The organism is Cohaesibacter marisflavi (assembly GCF_963665895.2).
Classification (GTDB): Bacteria; Pseudomonadota; Alphaproteobacteria; order Rhizobiales; family Cohaesibacteraceae; genus Cohaesibacter; species Cohaesibacter marisflavi.
Genome location: NZ_OY762534.1, coordinates 1,414,544 through 1,433,789, shown reverse-complemented (window position 1 = coordinate 1,433,789; position 19,246 = coordinate 1,414,544). Strand labels below are relative to the sequence as shown.

The following is a 19,246-nucleotide window of genomic DNA, read 5'->3' as shown; positions in this document are numbered from 1 at the left end:
TAATTCTCCTTTATAGATATAACTAAGATATATCTTAAATAGGCGTCTAATTAGTTCGAGTCAAGATATATCTAAAATATATTTTAAAAGAAAACCCATCGGCTGGATTGCCGATGGGTTTTGTCATGTTCTAATGCTTTGGCCTAGTCGTATCTGTCCGTCTATTCCGCGGCCTGTGGTGCCTGATGCGCTCTGCGTTTGAAGCCAAACAGGCGGCCTGTACGGCGCATCATCGGCTTCAGCGTAACTGTCGGGAAGGCAAGCAGTACCGGTATCAGGATCAGCGTGAGGATGGTCGAGAAACCCAAACCGGCGATAACTGCCGTTGAGAGCTGTATCCACCATGCAGCTGTAATGGAGCCCACAGCAATCACACGATTGAAGAAGTCCAGATTGATCCCTGTCGCCATGGGAATAAGACCCGCAATCGTCGTAATGGTTGTCAGCAGGATAGGCCGAATACGCTGAGCCGCCGTCTTGATGACAGCCTCCACGACCTCGACCTTCTCGGATCGGAAGCGGTTATAGGTATCGATGAGAACAATCGCGTTGTTCACCACGATCCCTGCAAGCGCCATAACGCCCGTACCCGTCATGATGATCGAGAAGGTTTGTCCCGTCACGACGATGCCCAGAAGCACGCCGAAGATCGAGAAGACGACGGTCATCAGCGTAAGGGCGGTCTGATAGAAGCTGTTGAACTGGGTGATGAGGATCATCGCCATGATGAACAGTGCCGCGACCGCAGCTTTGGCAAGGAACTGGCCGGACTCTTTCTGGTCTTCATCCGCGCCGCGGAATTTGAAGGTCACGCCTTTGGGCCAATCCTGAGCTTTTATCCAATCATCGATCTCGCGCACCTTGGCGTCGACAGTCGTGCCGTCGCTTTGGTCAACGGTTGCCTTGACGCTCATCGCGTAGAAGCCATCCTTACGCGTGATGGACGATACTTTCTGTCGGGCTTCCACCTTGACGAAGTTGCTGATGGGCACGAGCCCGTTGCTGGTAGGCAGTTTCAGCTCATCCAGATGATCCAGATTGCGCTGATCTCTGGGCAAGCGAACGCGAATATCCACTTCATCCTCGGAATCGTCCGGGCGATATTTGCCGATCATGACCCCGTTGGTGAGAAGCTGAACCATGGAGCCGACCGTTGCAATGGAGGCGTTGTAACGTCCGGCCTGCTCGCGGTCGATCTTGAGTTCCCATTCGATGCCGGGCAGGGGGCGCCCGTCTTCGATGTCTACCAGATTGGTGATACCATCAACATGGTCACGCACAATGCCGGTAACCTTGGAAACCTGATCATAATTGTTCGAGGTGATTTCAAGGTTGATGTCCTTACCCGTCGGAGGGCCTTCTTCGGTCTTGGCAACGGCTACCAGAATGCCCGGATATTTCTCGGTCCTATCGCGGATCTCGGTGAAAATCTCTTCCGCCGGTCTGCGACAGCAGAAGTCCGAGAGTTCCAATGCAAGAGACCCGATTGCGTCTGACGGGCGGCTACTGTCCGAGCTGAGGCTGTTGCCGCCGCTACTCGTGCCGGAAGGCGCTGAGGTGGCCACGACATCCTTGACGCCTTTGACCTGCAAAACCTCGTCCTCGACACTCTTGACGATGGCTCGGCTCTCCAGAGCGGACATGTTGCCGCGCGCCGAAACATAAACCATCGCATAGCGTGGTTCTTCGTTGACGAAGAGTTCGGCCTTGAACTCTTTGCCAAAGAATAAGAAGGGACTGATGATGGCAATCATGATGGCGATCACGCCAAGGATCGCGGCAATATTGCCCAGCGGATGCCGCACCAGCACATGCAGGAAACGGGCATAAACCCCGGTCATTCCCGTGACTTCCTTGGGGTTGAAATGGTGGCCACCAGACAGATGCTTGGCGTTTTCGATTTCTTCCCGAGACGCGGATGTCTTGCCGATGAAACCGCCGACAACCGGCAGGAACACCATGGCCGTCAACAACGCTGAAGACAAAACGATGATCACCATGATCGGCAGATAGCTCATGAACTCGCCGATGATGCCCGGCCATAGAAGCATGGGCAAAAAGGCGGCCAGCGTGGTCCCGGTCGACGCCGCAATCGGCCAGAACATCAATCGGGCAGCCCTGATATAGGCTTCCTGACGCGACATGCCCTCGGCTACCTTGCGGTCTGCATATTCCACGATCACGATAGCGCCATCAACGAGCATGCCCACTGTGAGCACGAGCCCATACATCACCATCGTGTTGAGTGTCATGTCGAGAAGCGACAGGATTAGAAAGCCCATCATGAAGGACGTCGGGATCGCGATACCGATCATCAGAGCCGACCGGAACCCGAGTGCAGCCAGCACCAGCATCATCACAAGTGCGATGGCCGTCATGATAGAAGATTCCAGCGACCCCAAAGTCTCGTTGACCGGCTCAGCCTGATCGAGTAGGAAGCTGACCTTGATGGCCGGGTTCCAGTCACTGGTTACATCATGAACCACCTTGCGAACCGCATCATTATTTTCAATGATGTTTGTGCCGAGGCGTTTGGAAATCTCAACCGTAATCGCTGTCTTGCCATTCACCCGCGTAATGGTTGTCGGATCTTTGAATGTGCGCTTGATGGTGGCGATATCGCCCAGTGTTACCACACCCTCGCCATTTTGCTTGATGGGGATGGAGTAGACATCCTCGGCACTCTCGATGAGGCCGGGAACCTTCAAGTTGAAGCGTCCCTTACCGTTATCGAGAAAACCCGCTGGCACCAACTGGTTGTTGAGGGTTACCGCATTGATCAGCTCTGTCTGCGTAACATTATAGGATTCAAGGCGTAGCTGGTCGATCTCCACTTCCAGAAGCTCATCGCGGTTGCCCGATAGATTGGCTTCAAGAACAGAAGAAATCCCTTCAATCTCGTCCTTGAGCTGACGTGCATGCTGATAGAGCGTCCTTTCTGGAACCGCACCGGAAAGGGTCACATACAGGGTGGGCTGCTGCGACATGTTCATTTCAGAAATGGTCGGCTCATCCGCATCGGTCGGCATTTCCGCCTTGGCCTGATCTACCTTGTCGCGGACATCCGCCAAAGCCGACTCCTTGTCAAAGTCGACGGTAAATTCCAGCAGAACCCCGCCATGCCCTTCGGAGGCAAAGCTGGTCATTTCCTTGAGGCCGTCAAGACTTTGCAGCTTGTTTTCCATCGGTTTGACCAGCAGCCTTACGGCGTCTTCTGGCGAAATGCCTTGCTGCGTAACCGAGATATAGAAAATTGGGATGTCGATATCCGGATTGGCTTCCTTTGGCACATTGATGTAGCTGATGATGCCGCCGAACAGAAGAACGACCATGAGGGTCATGACGACCCGCCTGGCGCGCAGAATGGTTTCAAGAGCGTTATGCATCCCTGCTACTCCCCTGAAGCGTCTGCTGTGGTCAGCTTGTCTGCTGGAACTGCGATCACCGGTTGCCCGGATTTGACATATTCCTGACCAACGGTAATCAGCTCCACTTTCTCGGGCAGACCTGTGACCCATATTCCCGTTTCATCGTTGGAAATGATATGAACAGGGGTGAATTGCGCTTTGCTATCAATTACCTGCATAGCGCCCACAATACCTTCATCCGAGAGGGTCAGGTAAGCCGGGCTCATCAGATGGGCCTTGATGGGCGGCAGTTTGAGGCTGGCAACAGCCGTTACCCCCGTCTCGCAATTGACGATCCGGATTGGGGATCTCGATCTCGACAAGGAAGGTGCGGGTTTCTACATCAGACGCGGCGCTTACAAAGCGAACGCTCCCATCAGTCTTCTCGCCGGTAACGAGCGTAACCTCCGCCTTGTTTCCAACTTTGACCGCAGCGATGTCTCGTTCCGAGACCTGACCGACCACAAGCATGGGATCGGGATCCATCAGAACGGCACATGCTCCGCCGGAGCTGAGTTGATCGCCCACTTCAGCCAGATCGCTCTGCACCAGCCCATCAATTGGTGCTAGAATACGGGTTCTCTCCAACTCTAGGCGGGCTTCCTTGACGCCAGCGATCGCGGCATCACGCGCAGCGCGCAAAGCCGCCAATTGGGTTTTGGACGCGAAGCCCTTGGTTGCCAGTTGCTCTTTTGCGGACAGGTCAAACTCCGCCTGCTCCAGAGCCGCCTTGGCCTTGGCCAGATTGGCTTCGCGAGACCCCACATCGAGTTCACAAAGCAAATCGTCTTTGTGAACCCACTGGCCCTTTTCAACTTCGATTGACCGAACAATCGCGGAAGTTTCCGCGCGGACCGTAACTTTGGCATCAGCCTCGGTCCTGCCACGAATGGTAAGACTGGACTGTCTAGGCTTGGCATTGAAATGTTGAACGGCCACCCGAAAGGCCTCTGCTTCCTGTGCCTGATTGCGAACGGCGGGAGGAGGGGTGGTGTCCCCTGTTTCCTGCCCGCTAAAAACGGCTTTACCGGTTGCCATCCACCCGACAATACCTGCCGTACACAGCAGCGCCAGGCCATATGAGCCTTTGAGTCGCAACGCCATGAAATAGTCCCTCGCTATAGTAGCTCCTGCTTGCTGAGCAGCTATACAAATACCAACAAATTGTCGCAGACTAATGAAGTGTGCCGCGACACCTGATTTACTTATGAGTTGATTGCCCTCAATTCGGCTTCCGGCTGAGACAACTGGCCGTTTCTCGCAATTTCGACCAGCGCGCTACCATGCATCCTGAGATAGTCAATGCTGGCCTGAACACAATAGAGGCCATAGCTACGAGCCCAGTCGGCAGCCTTTTTGTCCTCTTCTGTGAGCGCATATTTGCCGTCCTGCGGGCGGTCTTCCAGCTCTGAATCATTACATGAAGTGATTACGTCAAGTTCCTCATGCAAATGGGCAAGTTGCCGTGCGATTGCTGCCTCGATAGCATCCGGCCCCACCAATCGGGCAAAGATCGATATAAGTAGGAACTCGGACTTAAAAATATCTGGCCTGTGTGGTTGCAAAAGTTCCTGAAAAAAGACATCGCGACCGGCATCCGTGATCGAATAGACCTTGCGCGCCGGTTTTCCTTCTTCAGACACATGCCTGCCGGTTACCAGCCCTTCCGCTTCCATTTTATTGAGAGCCGGATAGATCGAGCCGTAAGAGGCATCGATAAAAAAGCTGAAATTGCCTTCTGTCGAAAATTTGCGGATGTCATATCCGGTCCGATCCGAACAGAAAAGAATGGCGAGGCAGATACTGCGAACGTTCATAAGGTGATCCAGACAATTAGGTGATGCCAGCTTATGAGTGTAATGCGCCAGCATATATCTAAAGTCTATATAACGAACCGATATATGTGTCTAGAGGATATATCGAACGAGTATATGTATTTCCACTGCGCTTGCTCCTCATAATTGACGAGATATTGACGCAAGGTGTCATTTACAGATGAGGGAAAGTAACTATAATTGCGAACAGGTGAATGTAGCAGCGAAAGCGCAGGAGGGGATTTGATCCCGCTTCTATCTGGGAGCTGAAAAGCAGAATAGGACATGCATGCCAATTACCGATCTGGTGCCAGCCTCACGAAAACAGGAAAAAGGCTTTAAGGGTATTATTCAGAATCCCTTGATCCGGTTGCTCGCTATCAATTGGCTAATCGGTTTCGTGGTCACTGTGCTCATCGTATTTGGGCTTATCGCCACAAATGCTGCCGGATTGCAGGATCTGATCTTTAATAGCGAAAATCCGCTCGTCCCCATCGCGCTGCTGTTTTTCGGTCTGTTGATCACCATCTGCAGCGTGGCCATGGGCGCGGCGGTTATGAGCCTGCCCAAGGATGATAACTAGCGGTGCTATTGCCCGATGGTGCTGCTGCGCCTCTCATAGAGGGCAACGTCCCGCCAACATCCCTTTTGAGGGCCGTTTGACATCTTTGCTATCTTCTCGCGGACACCAACGCAGCGAAACCCAAATTTCTCATGCAAACGAATACTGGCCGCATTGTCGGTAAAGATGCCAGCTTGTAGCGTCCAGAATCCTTCTTGCTCGGACGCTTCTACGAGCCTGCCCATAAGCTGGGATCCGACATGCTGGCCCTTGGCACTTGAGGTGATATAGATGCTGAGTTCAGCAACTCCGCGATAGACATCGCGGCTCGAATAGGCTGACAGCGCAGCCCAGCCAACAATTTCTCCCGACAAGAGCGCAGCGATGCGGCAACTTTGCAAGTGCCCCTGGTCCCAACCGGTCCAATCGGGTGCCTGTGCGGTAAATGTTGCGTTTCCTGTGTCAATGCCTTCCTGATAGATTTGCAGAATGGCAGCTGCATCATTGGGGCCTATCGGACGGAAGGTGAGATTGGTCGAAGCAGACGATGAAGGACTGTTCGGGGAGGGGGATATAGATGTCATTGCAAGATTCCAAACACGAATGACTAAATGTGACATGCCCGGGCATGTTTTGCAATCAGATCCCACAAAGTCCAAGACACTATTAACCAAGATCAGGAGTCGGCCAGTCTTTCTGCGTGATGGTTAAACCAATCCATAAGAATTGCGCCAACAAATTAACGGTTTGAAAACCTTAAATCTCGGATTTTGGCGGATTTCCTTCAATTCGTCGGCCTGTTTATTTTTGAGATAGGCTTCTTTGTCACCCTTTTTCGCAAGATTTGGCGTGGATCCGCAAACCATAAGCGGAAACCGAAACTGGGTGATATGGGGCACATCATGTTCTTAAGGGAATTGCAGCAACATAAGGACCGGATTGTCGAAAATCTGCGGCCAGACGAGAGGCTGGCTACGGCGTGGGCACAGGGGCTCGCACTGGGCACAGAAACACTGCTCAGCGCGACGAACGTGCTCCGCCAAACAGGAAAGCGTGCGTTACGTTATGGAGCTGCCATCAAGCTGAGGCAACTTGTTTTGCAAACAGGAATCTATTGCCTTGTCATTGGTTTGGCTGTCGGGTTCACATCCATGGGAAGCAAAATCATGTTTGGACTCATTCACCATGAAATGAGCGAAATGGGGGCTGAAGTTGCCTTTACTCATCTGCCTGTAGAAGTAGAAACCGCCAGCATCCGCTCGACCATTCGGCAATAGGCGCGCCCTGTTGCTATCTGCGCATCTGTACCACAGAGCCCCCGTGAGGCCAGCTAGCTTTTATTCTTCCACTTTGAATGGAAGTGAGAAGTCCGCCGTCTTATCGGAATTCTTGTCCTTGAGAAGATAGTGGGACACATAATCGCCTGGCTTTAATCCGCTTAGATTGATCGTCATCTTCAGGTGAATTTCGCGGTTATGGCGAATGAGAGGCACGCCAAGATTGACAAAATCCTCTTGCTCGAAGAGCGTGGTCCCCTTGGGGCCTTCCAGCGAATAGTCAACGCTCCAGCTGGCAACGCTGCTGCCATCTTCTGTTTTGCCATAGGAAAAGGCCACAGGCTCAACATAGATCATCTGTGCTTCATCGGGTTTGAAGACCGGTTCCTTGGCTGTGAAGTTGCCATAGCCGTTGATTTCGTCAACAAACAGGGCCTTGCGAACAAACATGGGAGAGCGCTGCCAGAAGCTGTCTATGATCTTGTCGAGCGCTTCAAAGGCAGGGGCTGGTTGCCCTTCGGCCAGAAGGCTTCTGGCTTCTTCGAATTGATCCGACAGAGCGTCTGCCTGTGCGTATGAAGGTATCAATGTCAGGGCAAGCAACATGGCCATGGTCTGAAGGTTGCGCATCTTTCCAATCCTTCCAGCTTCGATAAATGCTTTTCTTTAGCATGATCTTCTACATACTGGATGGCTATAAATCCATTCATTTGCTTGAAAAATTGCACATTTTTGCCACAATCTCGGGTGATTCAAACAGATATTGTATGACTTTGTCGAAATTCCTGGACAGATTGCGTGATGATCAATTGCGCTGATCGCAAAAACAGGCCGGCCATCACCAGCGCCACAGCGATATCCGGCAGAGCTGAATTGGTGTAAAAGACCACGACACTGGCGCCCATTACGGCGATGTTGCCAATGGCATCATTGCGCGAACAAAGCCACACGGACCGCACATTGGCGTCACCATCCTTGTACCGCATGAGTAGGAGGACGGAGCTTACATTGGCTGCCAGCGCCATGAAGCCGATGACACCCATGATTTCTGCGCTTGGTACATCCAGAAACAGCACTTGATACAGAGTGGACCCAAAAATCCAGAGGCCCATAGCCAGAAGGCTGAAGCCCTTGACTAGAGCCGCTGTTGAACGCACCTTGAGGCTCATGCCGATCACAGCAAGGCTGATGCCGTAGGTCAGAAAGTCACCAAGAAAGTCCAGAGCGTCTGCCTGCAAGGCTTGTGATCCGGCCATCCGCCCTGCGATGATTTCAACAAGGAACATACCGCCATTCAGGGCGATCACGGTCCAGAGTACGGCCTTGTAGCGTTTGTCTACGCCATCGAACACCGGATTGCCGTGACATCCGCAGGAATCGCCACAGGAGTCTTGCTGTGGTTGTGCGTGAGCATGAGTATGCTCATGCTCATGATCATGGGAATGCGCATCATGGCTGCTACAGGTGCCGGTGCCGCAACACGTCTCGCTTGTGAGGCTTTTTGAGGGGGGTGTCTGTGCAGAAGCGCTACATCCGCAGCTATCATGATCGGTTGTGCCCGAATATGCCTGGCTCATCGTGTGCCTCTTTTTCTATTGAAAGCGTTTGATGAACACCAATATAATAGCTCTAGTCACTATAGCTTCAAGGCCTGAAGGACAAAATCAGGAAGGAAATGTTGATATGCTCTCGATCGGTAATCTGTCCAAGACGAGTGGCGTGAAGGTTCCCACCATACGTTATTATGAAAAAATTGGTCTGATAGCGCCGGCGGATCGCAGCCAAGGCAATCAGCGTCGCTATGAGGCAGACGATTTGAAGCGCCTGATATTTATCAAGCATGCCCGTGACCTCGGTTTCCATCTCGATGACATCAAGTCCCTGTTGACCCTTAAAGAAGACACGTCATGCCCATGCTCGGGGGCTGATGAAATTCTGACACGCCATTTGTCTGATGTGCGCAACCGGATCAGCCGTTTACAGCGCCTTGAAGCCGAGCTTGAGCGGATGTCTCATTGCGAGGGGGAATGCGTTGCGGAATGTTCCGTTATCGAAAGCCTTGCCGATCACAGCCATTGCCTTTATGAGCACTGACAGACCCATTCATTTATCATCTAAGCGCGGGGACATGTTAATGACTTGGACGATCTATCTTTCGGGAGAAATTCACACCGATTGGCGCGACCAGATCGAAGAAGGCGCCAAGGCATTGGATTTGCCCGTATGCTTTTCTGGTCCGGTTACGGACCACGCTGCTTCGGATGATTGCGGTGTCGTAATTCTGGGGCAGGAAGAGAATAAATTCTGGCACGATCACAAGGGTGCCAAGCTCAACGCCATCAGAACCCGCACACTGCTGGAAGCGGCCGATATTGTCGTGGTGCGCTTTGGTGAAAAATACAAGCAATGGAACGCAGCCTTCGATGCAGGCTTCGCCGCAGCATTGGGTAAGCCCATGATCGTCATGCACGGTAAAGATCATCAGCATGCGCTAAAGGAAGTGGATGCCGCAGCGCTTGCCGTGACCGAAACACCACAAGAAGTCGTGCAGATCCTGCGGTATGTCATGGAAGGCAAACTTGCCTGAGTGGCTGACATCATGGTTGGGTTACCAGCAAAGCCTGCAACTAATCAGTTCCCGTTATGGCTTTTATAAAACAATTGATAAGACGACGGGCAAGGGATGCCCTATAGAAAGCTTATGACTGGAAAACGATTAGCTGATGACAGCATGACGCCCGGCCGTCTGTTTCTTGAAGGAATGCGGCGCGGCATTCCCGTAGTAATAACGGCTGGACCCTTCGGTGCCCTGTTCGGAGCCCTCGCCATTGACAATGGCATGTCTGCCTTTGATGCGGTCTTGATGAGCGCGACCATTTTTGCGGGTGCCAGCCAGTTGGTGGGGCTCGAACTGTTTGGTCAGCATATCCCCGCTTGGATCGTTATTCTTTCCATTTTCGCCGTCAATTTCCGGCACATCCTCTATTCTGCTTCGCTTGGGCAACATGTAGCCAACTGGTCATGGGTTCGCCAGATGTTCGGCTTTTTCTTTCTGGTTGATCCGGCCTATGCTGAAACGGAAAGACGCGCAGAGCAGGGGGAGGATGTGCAGTTCTCATGGTATATGGGGCTGGTGTTTGTGGTCTATGTCGGATGGGTAGGGATGACCTGGCTGGGCACCATATTCGGCAATTTTCTTGAGGATTCTCATACCTGGGGCATCGATTTCATCTTGCCGATCTATTTCATGGCTTTGCTCATGGGATTTCGAAAACGGCCCTTCTGGTACCCGATTGTCTTTGTCAGTGCAGCCTCTTCGATTATTGCCGCCAAAACGGTTGGATCTCCCTGGCATGTTTCCATCGGTGCGGCCGTTGGTATTCTGACTGCGGCAATTTTCGCCCCAGTGTCGGATGAAGAAACCGGTGATAAACAGGAAGGGTCGCGGTGATGACAGCCACTTTCTGGATTATCATTGGCGGCGCAATCGTTACCTATCTAACGCGCATCGGCGGCCACCTCATCCTCACGCGCTTTGATCGGATCCATCCTCGCGTTCAAGCGGGGCTGGATGCCGTGCCAGCGGCCGTGTTGACAACGTTGGTCGCACCGGCTGTGGTCGATGGGGGCCCTAGCGAATGGGCCGCTTTTGCAATTGCTGTTGTCGCAGGGGTGCGGGTTTCCACGATTCCCATGGTCATCATAGGAGCCGTTGCCGTAGCGCTTTTGCGACAAGTTTTAGGATAATTTGTCCGGCATCAGCCGGGAAAGTCTTTTGTCTGGAGCTTTGATGGTATGAAAATTGGTTTGCTTGTTGCTGGTCCGCTGCCTGAGGAGCTCGTCAAACAGTTTGGTACGTTTGATGATATGTTCAAGGCGTTGCTCTTAAAGCAGGAGCCGAGCCTGACCTTTGCCAGCTATGATGTCTATGAGGACAATTTCCCTGAAGACACAAAGGATTGTGACGGTTGGATTGTAACTGGATCACTGCACAGCGCTTATGAAAAACTGCCCTGGATGATCCGTCTTGAAGCCTTCATCAGAGAGGCGATCAAGGCCGACCAGCCAACCATTGGCATCTGCTTTGGCCATCAGATCATGGCAACAGCTATGGGGGGCGTGGTTGAAAAAGCGCCTTCGGGCAAATGGGGAGCGGCTGTCCACACCTATAAAATTTCCCTGAACGACAGGGAACGCCCCGCATGGATGAATGGCGATGGCGAAACTTTTGCGCTACAGGCAAGTCATCAGGATCAAGTCACAGTTTTGCCTGAAAGCGGTTGTCTGATCGCGGGCAACGAATTCTGCCCCAATGGCATGATCGCTTATGGAAAGGCTGGGCTTTCCCTGCAACTCCATCCCGAGTTATCCAGCGGTATCGTGGAAACCATGCTTCACAAGAGACGCGGCACTGCCATGACAGAACAAGATGCAGATGTAGCTTTATCCCATGTGAATGACCCGGTCGATGCGGACCGAGTGGCGCAATGGATGATGCTGTTCTTTCATCAGTCGTGGGATCGCAAACCAGTTTGAGCGCCGGTCCTGCGATTGAATCGATGCCGTAAGTGGCGCAACGAAACAAAAAGAAAAACGAGATTAAAATGGACAATGCTTCCCTGCCAATTTTCGATGGCCACAATGACACGTTGCTAAGGCTTGAAATGGCCGCGCGTGAGGGCTCTCCCATGTCCTTTATGGAAGGGGATGAACGCCTGCATATCGATTTTCCCAAGGCGCAGGAAGGCGGCTTTGCCGGAGGGCTGTTTGCCATGTTCGTGCCGCCAGTGCAGGAATTGGGCAGCAAGCCGGACTTCCAGTCCATGGTAAAGCCGATTGAGCAGACCTACGCGTTCGACTTGACCGACGCCATGATGGCGCGCGCAATGCTTCTGGCGCGGGAATCTAGTGATCGCATTCGTATCTGTCTTTCCAGTCAGGACATTCGAAAGGCGATGGAAGACAATGCTCTTGCGATCATGCTCCATATCGAAGGGGCTGAAGCGATTGATGCAGATTTCAATGCTTTGTCCATTTTACATGAAGCTGGTTTGCGGTCCATTGGTCCGGTTTGGAGCCGCAGTAATATCTTTGGTCATGGCGTGCCGTTTGATTTCCCCGGAAGTCCTGATTCTGGCCCGGGATTGACTGAGCTTGGCAAGGAACTGGTCAAGCGATGCAATGCGCTCAACATCCTTATCGACCTGTCTCACCTCAATGAAAAAGGGTTCTGGGATGTCCATGCGGTATCCGACAAGCCGCTGCTTGCAACCCATTCCAACGTGCATGCCCTTTGCAAATCGCGTCGAAACCTGACGGACAAACAGCTTTCGGCCATCGCTGAAAGCAAGGGGCTGGTAGGGCTGAATTACTCAATCGGCTTTCTGCGCTCGGATGGAGACAAGTCCCAGCTGGATATGGACCTCGATATCATGGTCGACCATCTGGCCTATCTCGTCGAGAAACTGGGAGAAGAGGGCGTAGGTCTCGGCTCGGACTTTGACGGAACGACAGTGCCGCGTCGGATTGGCTCCGCAGCCGGAAACCCAGCTCTGATAGAGCGGATGCAGGCGCGTGGCTTTGGTGATGAGCTGATTGCCAAGATTGCCTACAAGAACTGGCTTTCCATGCTGGAGCGTTCTGGCCTTTGATTTTTGGGCAGGCCGATGCTATTCGGGCATTTGGCTGTTCTTTTTGGAACGGTCCAGACACAGCTTGAATGGCGAACAAAAAAAGCCCCGTATGAAAACGGGGCTTTTTCAATTGGGGGCAGACGGACTGACGATCAATCGTCATAGTCTCCATCTTCATAGTCATTCTGTACAGGCATCCGCTGTGGGCGCTCACTCGCGTCGCGACCAATGCGGTCTGCGATATGGGCCAGATCAATGAAATGATCTGCCTGTCGGCGAAGCTCATCAGCGATCATTGGCGGCTGGGTTGACATCGTTGAAACAACGCTGACTTTGCGACCCTTGCGCTGCAAGGCTTCTACAAGTTTGCGGAAATCTCCGTCACCAGAGAAAATCACGAAGTGATCAACATGCTCCACAAGCTCCATCGCATCAATGGTTAGCTCGATGTCCATGTTGCCTTTGATTTTTCGGCGTCCGGCAGAATCCGTGAATTCTTTGGTCGGCTTGGTAACAACATGATAACCGTTATAATCAAGCCAGTCGATCAAAGGACGAATGGATGAATATTCCTGATCTTCGGCCAGGGCAGTGTAGTAGTAAGTTCGCAGAAGATACCCTTTGCCGCGGAATTCTCTCAGAAGCCTTTTGTAGTCAATATCGAAACCAAGAGTCTTGGTCGTTGCGTACAGATTGGCCCCGTCGATAAATAGCGCAACTTTTTCTCTAGGATCAAACACGGAGTCACCCTTTATGCTGGTTTTTCGTTGGATTCAATTTCAGGATGAGTGTCGTATACAAACACGTCTGCTCTAAGCCTTGTAAGTGAATGCAAGATTTAAAAATGCGTTATTGAATCTTTAAATTATTCGAAACAATGAATTGCAATCTCGCGAAATCAAATCGATTCTTAGTCTATACAAATTTATATTCAATAACCACCAAGAAAAACAGATTATAAACGAAATCACAACATGATAATCATGTATATGGTATCCAAAATTTTGACAAAAGCGTATGAAATCGGTTTCAGGCCCAGTTTTGCAAAGGTTCGCCCTTGTCAAATAAAAAAAATCGCTTTATCTAGGGGGAAAATCCCCCATTAAGGAGATCGTCTATGGCACGCGTCACTGTTGAGGACTGCGTTGATAAGGTTGAGAATCGTTTCGAGCTCGTGCTGCTTTCCGGTCATCGTGCGCGCATGATTTCTAGTGGCTCTTCGATTACGGTTGATCGCGACAATGACAAAAATCCGGTTGTTGCCCTGCGGGAAATTGCAGATGAAACTGTATCCCCGGGAGACCTGAAAGAAGATCTGATCCATTCGCTTCAGAAATATGTTGAGGTTGATGAGCCCGAGACTGAAGAAGTTCAGCTGATCACCGCTGACGAAGCTGCAACCACCGAATATGAAGGTGTTGCTTCTGAGAACAAGAATGAAGTCGTCTTCGACCAGATGTCTGAAGAAGAGCTTCTGCGCGGATTGGAAAGCCTAGTGCCGCCAGATCGTAACGACGACTGAGCGCAGCAAGGTATCAGACTTGAGTTTGAAAAGGCGGGCGTCATAAGTCCGCCTTTTTTATTGGCTTTTTTACTTTGTTCTGCAATTCTGGCTGTCCGGCATGGTCTGGAGTCGGTTTTGCCCAGTCTGGCGAGTCTCCGCCAGCAGAACATCGTCTTCAGTTTCTAGTTTTTAGCGTTCCGGTTTCTGGTTTGGAAACAAACCGTATGGGCTCGAGTGGTTTCGGGCGCTTAACAATTGAGGTCTCTTCTTCGCCATGATGCGTCAGTACGAACTCGTCGAGAGAGTTGTAAGCTATAATCCCAATGCTGACGAAGCCCTGTTGAACAAGGCTTATGTCTATTCCATGCGCAAACATGGCAAACAGAAGCGTGCGTCCGGTGACCCTTATTTCGTGCATCCTCTCGAGGTTGCCGGCATCCTGACGGATTTGCGGCTGGATGATGGAACGATCGCCGTCGGGTTGTTGCATGACACGCTGGAAGATACAGACGCAACACGCACAGAACTTGATTCCATGTTCGGCGAAGAAATCGGCAAGCTCGTTGAGGGGCTGACCAAGATCAGCCAGCTTGATCTGGTGTCCCGCCGCACCAAGCAGGCGGAAAATATCCGCAAGCTGTTGCTCGCCATCTCCGATGATGTGCGCGTGTTGATCGTCAAACTGGCAGACCGTTTGCACAATATGCGCACCTTGCACTATGTGCCCGAGCACAAGCGCCATCGTATCGCACAGGAAACCATCGATATCTACGCGCCGCTCGCCGAGCGTATGGGCATGCAGGATATTCGCGAAGAGTTGGAAGGTCTTTCCTTCAAATATGTCAATCCTGAAGCTTACGAAGCCATCAATGCACGTCTTGAAGAGGTGCGTCAGCGCAACAAGACCATCATCTCCGAAATTGAAGGGGAGTTGGAAAAGACTTTCGCTGAGAAGGGCTTGAAGGCATCCGTTCGTGGTCGTGAAAAAAAGGCCTATTCCATTTTCCGCAAGATGCAGCGACAGAATATCGGCTTTGAGCAATTGTCCGATATTTATGCCTTCCGCGTGCTGGTGGAAGATGTTGAAGCCTGTTACCGAACGCTCGGCATCGTGCACACCATCTGGCCGTGCGTACCCGGTCGCTTCAAGGATTATGTATCAACCCCCAAACCCAACGATTATCGCTCCATCCACACCACGGTGATCGGCCCCGGGCGGCAGCGCGTTGAGTTGCAGATCCGCACGCATAAAATGCACCAGTTCGCTGAATATGGTGTCGCGGCCCACGCACTGTATAAAGATGTTAGCGGCAAGACCAAGGGGGGGCGGTCTTTGGGGCGTCTGGCCCGCGACAGCAACGCCTATTCATGGCTGCGACAGACAGTTGAGCTGCTCTCGTCGGGTAACTCGGCTGAAGAGTTCCTCGAGCATACAAAGCTGGAGCTGTTTCAGGATCAGGTCTTCTGTTTCACGCCAAAAGGGCGCGTCATTGCCTTGCCACGTGGTGCCGTTCCCATTGATTTTGCCTATGCGGTTCATACCGATATCGGGGATACCTGCATCGGCTGTAAGATCAATGGCGCCGTCATGCCGCTGGTGACCGAGCTGAACAATGGTGACGAGGTCGAAATTATCTGCTCCAAGGCGCAGACGCCTCCGCCTGCATGGGAGAATATAGCAGCCACGGGCAAGGCGCGGGCTGCCATTCGCAAGGCTACGCGAGCAGCTGTGCGCAAGCAATATGCCGGCCTTGGAGAGCAGATCTTGCAGAATGCCTTCAAACGGGCTGATCAGGAATATTCCACCGAACAGATCAAGGTTACCTTGTCGCGGCTTGGTTTCCAGACATTGGACGACGCGCTGGCGGCCGTCGGACGAGGGGAACTCCAGTCCCGTATGGTGATCGAGGCGGTGTTCCCTGATTATCAGGACCAGCGGGCAGCCCAGAGCGAAGGCGAGCGAGGGGAAGGGTGGTTCGGCCTGCCTCATGCCTCGGCTATGAAGTTCCGCATTCCCGGCTCTGGCCGAAAGCAAAATGGCAAGAACGCCCATCAGTCCGGTCAGCGGTCTATCCCGATCCGTGGCCTTTCTGCCGATATTCCCGTTACCTTCGCTCCTGAAGGAGGAGCCGTGCCTGGCGACAGGATCGTTGGCATTCACACTCCGGGTAAAGGGGTTACCATCTATCCTATTCATTCTCCGGCTCTTAGTCAGTTTGAAGACACGCCGGAGCGGTGGCTTGATGTCCGTTGGGATATCGATGAGGAGAATACAGAGCGGTTTCCGGCAAGGATCGAGGTTTCCATCCTTAATGAACCGGGCAGTCTTGCGTCTATCGCCAATGTCATTGCCGAGAATGACGGCAATATCGAGAATATCAAGATGGAGCATCAGATGAGTGATTTCCATGAAATGACTATCGATTTGTCAGTCTGGAACCTCAATCATCTCAACCGGATTATCGAACAGATCCGTAGCAAGAAAACAGTGTCCAAGGCATGGCGAGTCAACTGATTGAAGGTGTTTGACAGACCAGTCAGAGGCGCAGTTAAATAAAAGCCTGACCGGGGCGAGGCATGAAGAGAAAGGAAGAAACAAACGCATGATTATCGGCACCGGGAATGATCTGATCGACATCAGACGCATTGAAAAATCTCTTGATCGTTTTGGCGAACGCTTCATTCAGCGTGTCTTTACCGAAAAGGAAATTGCACGCTCGGAGCGCAAGGCTCAGAGGGCAGCCTCCTATGCCAAACGGTTCGCTGCCAAGGAAGCCTGTTCAAAGGCATTGGGAACGGGGCTTTCTCATGGTGTCTTCTGGCGTGATATGGGTGTTAGCAACCTTTGGACGGGCAAGCCGACCATGGTGCTAACCAACGGCGCGCTGAAGCGAATGCAGTCTATGATCCCGCCCGGTTTCGTGCCTCAGATTGATCTGACCATCACGGATGAATATCCCATCGCTCAGGCCTATGTCATCATTTCGGCAATCCCGGAAAACTGGCCGTCAGCACAATAGCGCCACAATCAGGGTACAAAGACCCTTCGAACTGCTTTTTTGTTCACTTATACGGTCATATGTACACAGGAATGCCAGACTTTTCTGCCATTGTGTTTTCTTGATTGTATCGGCGGTACGCTACCGCTATTACCAAACATGAACCAATTTGAATGGATATGACCGACAAGGCCATCGGCCAGATTTTTACAAAAACCTGCCGGTCATGATTTAAAAAAGAGAATTCAGTGTGTCAGACGATAGCATGAAAGAAAATGAGGGTGGCCTTGGGGAAACCATCAAGGTCATTATTCAGGCGCTGCTTCTAGCGCTCGTGGTGAGAACGCTTCTATTTCAGCCCTTCTCGATACCCTCCGGTTCCATGAAGTCGACACTTCTGATTGGCGACTATCTGTTCGTTTCAAAATATAGCTATGGCTATTCGCGTTATTCGATGCCGTTCGGTTTGCCTCTTTTCTCCGGGCGCATTTTGGCCAGCGAACCCACGCGCGGTGACATCGTCGTGTTCAAATTGCCGCGCGATCCGTCGGTTGACTATATCAAACGCGTCATCGGGTTACCCGGCGACAAGATCCAGATGATTGGCGGTCAGCTCTATATCAATGGTACTGCGGTTCAGCATGAGCGGATTGAAGACTTCATCGATACGGACGCACAGGGGCGCAAGACGCGGGTTGAACGCTTCCGTGAAACCCTGCCAAATGGCGTCAGCTACACCACGCTCAACCTGACTGACAACAACTATCTCGATAACACGCCGGTTTATGAAGTGCCTGCGGGCCATTACTTCATGATGGGCGACAACCGGGACAATTCCTCGGATAGCCGTGTCTTGAGCAATGTCGGCTATGTGCCGTTTGAAAATCTGGTTGGCAAGGCTCAGGTGATCTTCTTCTCCATTGGCGATGGCAAGGCCCCTTGGGAGATCTGGAGTTGGCCAAGTGCAGCCCGCTGGGAACGTTGGTTCACAAGCCTCAAGCCGGATACCAATGACTAGAAACAGAGTTGCATGAATAAGTCAGTATGGGAGTGGATGATGACCGCCGGTTGCTTCACTCCCGATTGTCTGTATAAATGTAACGGGAGACTTGCCAAAAGGAGCGGTTTGGCACACATAAGACCGTCTTGATTGGCAAAGAAGAGACCTCTCATATTAAGCAATATGCCGCGCAGAAACTCTCTGTGTGGCATTCTCTATATAAGGCTCTGTAATAAAATACTGATGTTAGAAAATACAAAAGGAAGGAAACAGGTTAGGGTTACATGAAGAAAAGAGATGTGGCAAAACTCGAAGAGCATCTCGGCTATAAATTCAAGGACAGATCACAGCTGGAACGCGCTTTGAGCCACTCCAGTACTGTTGCGTCACCACGCTTGCAGGTAGATCAAACCTACCAACGGCATGAATTTCTTGGTGATCGCGTCTTGGCTGTCACGATAGCCGATATGTTGCTGAAAGCCTTTCCCAAGGCAGATGAAGGGGAATTGGCCCGTCGTTTCAATGGTCTTGTGCGCAATGAAACCTGCGCGGAAGTGGCCAGAGAAATCGGAATAGGCCCCTATATCCGCCTCGGCGAGGGAGAAGCGCAAGCTGGTGGTCGCAAAAAGGAAGCGATCCTTGGTGATGTATGCGAAGCAATTATCGGTGCCATCTATATAGATGGCGGTTTCGAGAAAGCCCGCGATATCGTCAAGCATTATTGGGAGAGGCGCATGCTGGACTGGACCGGTCCGTTGCGCGATGCCAAAACCACATTGCAGGAATGGGTGCAGGGCAACAAGCTGCCACCGCCAACCTATCGGCTGGTGGAACGCACAGGCCCCGACCACGAACCGGAATTCACATTGAATGTCGAAGTGCCGACCCTCAAGTCGGCACAGGGCAAGGGCCCGTCAAAACGCATTGCCGAGCAGGATGCTGCCCGGACGATGCTTATAAGAGAAGGACAGTGGAGTGCGGACGTCAAGTGACGTCCCCTTCGATTACCTCACAAGGGCTTTGAAACAAAGGCCCTGAAACATAAGGACG

Annotated in this window: 21 protein-coding genes; 13 read left to right on the top strand and 8 right to left on the bottom strand. The window is 52.0% G+C overall.

From position 1 onward, the window contains the following. Positions 1–161: 161 nt before the first annotated feature. The 4 genes from ACKPCT_RS07595 to ACKPCT_RS07580 form a co-directional block, all read right to left on the bottom strand. Positions 162–3,386 (bottom strand): efflux RND transporter permease subunit, encoded by a 3,225-nt coding sequence (locus ACKPCT_RS07595; protein ID WP_319568851.1) that lies wholly within the window; start codon positions 3,384–3,386, stop codon positions 162–164. A gap of 5 nt (positions 3,387–3,391) precedes the next feature. Then, entirely contained in the window at positions 3,392–3,634 is a 243-nt protein-coding gene (locus ACKPCT_RS07590) for a hypothetical protein (protein ID WP_319568850.1), read from the bottom strand. Beyond that, complete coding sequence (locus ACKPCT_RS07585; protein ID WP_319568849.1) at positions 3,603–4,511, bottom strand: efflux RND transporter periplasmic adaptor subunit; 909 nt, start codon at positions 4,509–4,511, stop codon at positions 3,603–3,605. Before ACKPCT_RS07585 ends, ACKPCT_RS07590 begins: the two co-directional genes overlap by 32 nt. Before the next feature lie 101 nt (positions 4,512–4,612). Further along, positions 4,613–5,224 carry a PadR family transcriptional regulator gene (locus tag ACKPCT_RS07580; RefSeq protein ID WP_319568848.1) on the bottom strand — a complete coding sequence of 204 codons (612 nt, stop codon included), beginning with the start codon at positions 5,222–5,224 and terminating at the stop codon, positions 4,613–4,615. Positions 5,225–5,510: 286 nt separating this feature from the next. Between ACKPCT_RS07580 and ACKPCT_RS07575 the strand changes: the two genes are divergently transcribed. Beyond that, positions 5,511–5,804, top strand: coding sequence for a hypothetical protein (locus ACKPCT_RS07575; RefSeq protein ID WP_090068746.1), 294 nt, complete (start codon positions 5,511–5,513; stop codon positions 5,802–5,804). Positions 5,805–5,809: 5 nt separating this feature from the next. Here ACKPCT_RS07575 and ACKPCT_RS07570 read toward each other — a convergent pair whose 3' ends face one another. Then, the gene (locus ACKPCT_RS07570; RefSeq protein ID WP_319568847.1) at positions 5,810–6,367 is read right to left on the bottom strand and encodes a GNAT family N-acetyltransferase; all 558 of its coding nucleotides are present in this window, start codon (positions 6,365–6,367) and stop codon (positions 5,810–5,812) included. A gap of 318 nt (positions 6,368–6,685) precedes the next feature. Between ACKPCT_RS07570 and ACKPCT_RS07565 the strand changes: the two genes are divergently transcribed. Further along, the gene (locus ACKPCT_RS07565) at positions 6,686–7,060 is read left to right on the top strand and encodes a hypothetical protein (RefSeq protein ID WP_319568846.1); all 375 of its coding nucleotides are present in this window, start codon (positions 6,686–6,688) and stop codon (positions 7,058–7,060) included. 60 nt (positions 7,061–7,120) lie between these two features. Here ACKPCT_RS07565 and ACKPCT_RS07560 read toward each other — a convergent pair whose 3' ends face one another. Both ACKPCT_RS07560 and ACKPCT_RS07555 read right to left on the bottom strand, forming a co-directional pair. Then, the gene (locus ACKPCT_RS07560) at positions 7,121–7,690 is read right to left on the bottom strand and encodes a hypothetical protein (RefSeq protein WP_090068750.1); all 570 of its coding nucleotides are present in this window, start codon (positions 7,688–7,690) and stop codon (positions 7,121–7,123) included. A 122-nt stretch (positions 7,691–7,812) separates the two neighbouring features. Beyond that, positions 7,813–8,637, bottom strand: a complete 825-nt coding sequence (locus ACKPCT_RS07555) for a cation diffusion facilitator family transporter (protein ID WP_319568845.1) — start codon at positions 8,635–8,637, stop codon at positions 7,813–7,815. Between the two features lie 106 nt (positions 8,638–8,743). Between ACKPCT_RS07555 and ACKPCT_RS07550 the strand changes: the two genes are divergently transcribed. The 6 genes from ACKPCT_RS07550 (at position 8,744) to ACKPCT_RS07525 (ending at position 12,711) form a co-directional block, all read left to right on the top strand. After that, entirely contained in the window at positions 8,744–9,154 is a 411-nt protein-coding gene (locus ACKPCT_RS07550) for a MerR family transcriptional regulator (protein WP_090068752.1), read from the top strand. A 34-nt stretch (positions 9,155–9,188) separates the two neighbouring features. Beyond that, positions 9,189–9,647, top strand: coding sequence for a YtoQ family protein (locus ACKPCT_RS07545; protein WP_319568844.1), 459 nt, complete (start codon positions 9,189–9,191; stop codon positions 9,645–9,647). Between the two features lie 114 nt (positions 9,648–9,761). After that, positions 9,762–10,511, top strand: a complete 750-nt coding sequence (locus ACKPCT_RS07540) for an AzlC family ABC transporter permease (RefSeq protein ID WP_319568843.1) — start codon at positions 9,762–9,764, stop codon at positions 10,509–10,511. Further along, a complete protein-coding gene (locus ACKPCT_RS07535; RefSeq protein WP_090068758.1) occupies positions 10,511–10,807 on the top strand; it encodes an AzlD family protein in 297 nt (98 codons plus the stop codon). Before ACKPCT_RS07540 ends, ACKPCT_RS07535 begins: the two co-directional genes overlap by 1 nt. Positions 10,808–10,855: 48 nt before the next feature. Next, complete coding sequence (locus ACKPCT_RS07530) at positions 10,856–11,596, top strand: glutamine amidotransferase-related protein (RefSeq protein ID WP_090068760.1); 741 nt, start codon at positions 10,856–10,858, stop codon at positions 11,594–11,596. A 68-nt stretch (positions 11,597–11,664) separates the two neighbouring features. After that, positions 11,665–12,711 (top strand): dipeptidase, encoded by a 1,047-nt coding sequence (locus ACKPCT_RS07525; RefSeq protein WP_090068762.1) that lies wholly within the window; start codon positions 11,665–11,667, stop codon positions 12,709–12,711. 134 nt (positions 12,712–12,845) lie between these two features. Here ACKPCT_RS07525 and ACKPCT_RS07520 read toward each other — a convergent pair whose 3' ends face one another. Then, positions 12,846–13,433 (bottom strand): LabA-like NYN domain-containing protein, encoded by a 588-nt coding sequence (locus ACKPCT_RS07520; protein WP_090068764.1) that lies wholly within the window; start codon positions 13,431–13,433, stop codon positions 12,846–12,848. Positions 13,434–13,810: 377 nt separating this feature from the next. On the opposite strand from ACKPCT_RS07520, the gene rpoZ reads away from it, so the two are divergent. The 5 genes from rpoZ to rnc all read left to right on the top strand — a co-directional run bounded on the left by rpoZ (position 13,811) and on the right by rnc (position 19,188). Continuing rightward, positions 13,811–14,215: a DNA-directed RNA polymerase subunit omega gene (rpoZ, locus tag ACKPCT_RS07515; RefSeq protein ID WP_090068766.1), complete on the top strand. Its 405-nt coding sequence runs from the start codon at positions 13,811–13,813 to the stop codon at positions 14,213–14,215. 256 nt (positions 14,216–14,471) lie between these two features. Continuing rightward, a complete protein-coding gene (locus tag ACKPCT_RS07510; protein ID WP_319568842.1) occupies positions 14,472–16,712 on the top strand; it encodes a RelA/SpoT family protein in 2,241 nt (746 codons plus the stop codon). 88 nt (positions 16,713–16,800) lie between these two features. Continuing rightward, positions 16,801–17,217 (top strand): holo-ACP synthase, encoded by a 417-nt coding sequence (gene acpS / locus ACKPCT_RS07505; protein ID WP_090068770.1) that lies wholly within the window; start codon positions 16,801–16,803, stop codon positions 17,215–17,217. Between the two features lie 244 nt (positions 17,218–17,461). Next, on the top strand, positions 17,462–18,214 hold the full coding sequence (gene lepB, locus ACKPCT_RS07500) for a signal peptidase I (protein ID WP_090068772.1): 753 nt from the start codon (positions 17,462–17,464) through the stop codon (positions 18,212–18,214). Positions 18,215–18,480: 266 nt separating this feature from the next. After that, positions 18,481–19,188 carry a ribonuclease III gene (gene rnc / locus ACKPCT_RS07495; RefSeq protein ID WP_319568841.1) on the top strand — a complete coding sequence of 236 codons (708 nt, stop codon included), beginning with the start codon at positions 18,481–18,483 and terminating at the stop codon, positions 19,186–19,188. Positions 19,189–19,246 lie beyond the last annotated feature (58 nt).